Raw genomic sequence first — 2,756 nt, 5'->3', positions numbered from 1 at the left:
CCGGGTCGAACACCAACCCCTCCGACCCGAAACCGGGCCGGACTGGTTGTGTGCTCAGGGTCACACAGTGGATGCGAACAACATGTTGTGGCAAGCCCTCGGCCTATTAGTACCAGTCAACTCCACCCCTCACAGGGCTTCCATCTCTGGCCTATCAACCCAGTCGTCTACTGGGAGCCTTACCCACGCAAAGGTGGTGGGAGACCTCATCTTGGAACGAGCTTCCCGCTTAGATGCCTTCAGCGGTTATCCCTTCCGAACATAGCCAACCAGCCATGCACCTGGCGGTACAACTGGCACACCAGAGGTTCGTCCGTCCCGGTCCTCTCGTACTAGGGACAGCCTTCCGCAAGTCTCCTACGCGCGCGGCGGATAGGGACCGAACTGTCTCACGACGTTCTAAACCCAGCTCGCGTACCGCTTTAATGGGCGAACAGCCCAACCCTTGGGACCTACTCCAGCCCCAGGATGCGACGAGCCGACATCGAGGTGCCAAACCATGCCGTCGATATGGACTCTTGGGCAAGATCAGCCTGTTATCCCCGGGGTACCTTTTATCCGTTGAGCGACACCCCTTCCACCAGGAGGTGCCGGATCACTAGTCCCGACTTTCGTCCCTGCTCGACCCGTCAGTCTCACAGTCAAGCTCCCTTGTGCACTTACACTCAACACCTGATTGCCAACCAGGCTGAGGGAACCTTTGGGCGCCTCCGTTACCCTTTAGGAGGCAACCGCCCCAGTTAAACTACCCACCAGGCACTGTCCCTGAACCAGATCATGGCCCGAGGTTCAGACACCCAATTCGACCAGAGTGGTATTTCAACAACGACTCCACGACCACTAGCGTGACCGCTTCACAGTCTCCCACCTATCCTACACAAGCCGAACCGAGCACCAATACCAAGCTGTAGTAAAGGTCCCGGGGTCTTTCCGTCCTGCCGCGCGTAACGAGCATCTTTACTCGTAGTGCAATTTCGCCGAGTCTCTGGTCGAGACAGCGCCCAAGTCGTTACGCCATTCGTGCAGGTCGGAACTTACCCGACAAGGAATTTCGCTACCTTAGGATGGTTATAGTTACCACCGCCGTTTACTGGCGCTTAAATTCTCCGCTTCGCCGACGAATCGGCTAACAGGTCCTCTTAACGTTCCAGCACCGGGCAGGCGTCAGTCCGTATACCTCGTCTTGCGACTTCGCACGGACCTGTGTTTTTAGTAAACAGTCGCTTGGGCCTGGTCTCTGCGACCGGCCGCCCCTAGCCCGCGAAGGGCTTCAAGGCCACCGGCCCTCCTTCTCCCGAAGTTACGGAGGTATTTTGCCGAGTTCCTTAACCAGAGTTCACTCGATCGCCTCGGTATTCTCTACCTGACCACCTGTGTCGGTTTGGGGTACGGGCCGCAACAGCACTCGCTAGAGGCTTTTCTCGACAGCATGGGATCACCCTACTTCGCCTCAATCGGCTACGCATCACCTCTCACCCTTGTATGACCCCCGGATTTACCTGGGAATCGGGCTACAGGCTTACACCACGACAACCACCGCGTGGCGAGGCTACCCTCCTGCGTCACCCCATCGCTTGCCTACTACCGAATCGGATCCCACGCTCCCCCACACCCACTCAGCCCGAAGGCATCATGGGGGGGTTCGGATGGTTAGCATCAACGACCTCAGCATGGACGCACTATCACGAGCACGGGAATATCAACCCGTTATCCATCGACTACGCCTGTCGGCCTCGCCTTAGGTCCCGGCTCACCCTGGGCGGAACAACCTGGCCCAGGAACCCTTGGTCATCCGGCGGCAGAGATTCTCACTCTGCATTCGCTACTCATGCCTGCATTCTCACTCGCACACCCTCCACCACTCGATCACTCGGCGGCTTCACCGGATGCACGACGCTCCCCTACCCAACAACACCACTACACCATCACCCCGAAAGGATCCGGCGGATGAATGTGTCATTGCCACGGCTTCGGCGGTGCGCTTGAGCCCCGCTACATTGTCGGCGCAGGACCACTTGACCAGTGAGCTATTACGCACTCTTTCAAGGGTGGCTGCTTCTAAGCCAACCTCCTGGTTGTCTCGGCGATCCCACATCCTTTCCCACTTAGCGCACGCTTAGGGGCCTTAGCCGGTGATCTGGGCTGTTTCCCTCTCGACTACGAAGCTTATCCCCCGCAGTCTCACTGCCGCGCTAACAGTACCGGCATTCGGAGTTTGGCTGACTTCAGTAAGCTTGTCGGCCCCCTAGGCCATCCAGTGCTCTACCTCCGGTACCCACCACACGACGCTGCACCTAAATGCATTTCGGGGAGAACCAGCTATCACGGAGTTTGATTGGCCTTTCACCCCTACCCACAGCTCATCCCCCAGGTTTTCAACCCTGGTGGGTTCGGGCCTCCACGACGTCTTACCGACGCTTCACCCTGGCCATGGGTAGATCACTCCGCTTCGGGTCTACACCCCGCGACTACGGCGCCCTATTCAGACTCGCTTTCGCTACGGCTACCCCACACGGGTTAACCTCGCCACGAAGCATAACTCGCAGGCTCATTCTTCAAAAGGCACGCCATCACCCCAAAAAGGCTCTGACGGCTTGTAGGCACACGGTTTCAGGTACTATTTCACTCCCCTCCCGGGGTACTTTTCACCTTTCCCTCACGGTACTCGTCCGCTATCGGTCACCAGGAAGTATTTAGGCTTAACGGGTGGTCCCGCCAAATTCACAGCAAATTCCACGAGCTCGCTGCTACTCGGG

At 57.9% G+C, this 2,756-nt stretch carries 1 rRNA gene; it reads right to left on the bottom strand.

Going from position 1 to position 2,756, the window contains the following annotated elements:
• Positions 1-86 precede the first annotated feature (86 nt).
• Positions 87-2,756: ribosomal RNA gene (locus AB0B41_RS43005) — 23S ribosomal RNA — on the bottom strand; the annotation flags it as partial.

The sequence above is a fragment of the Pseudonocardia sp. NPDC049154 genome, from assembly GCF_040648315.1.
Lineage (GTDB): Bacteria > Actinomycetota > Actinomycetes > Mycobacteriales > Pseudonocardiaceae > Pseudonocardia.
The sequence above is the reverse complement of the archived record's forward strand: the minus strand, read 5'-3'. Positions and strand labels throughout refer to the sequence as shown.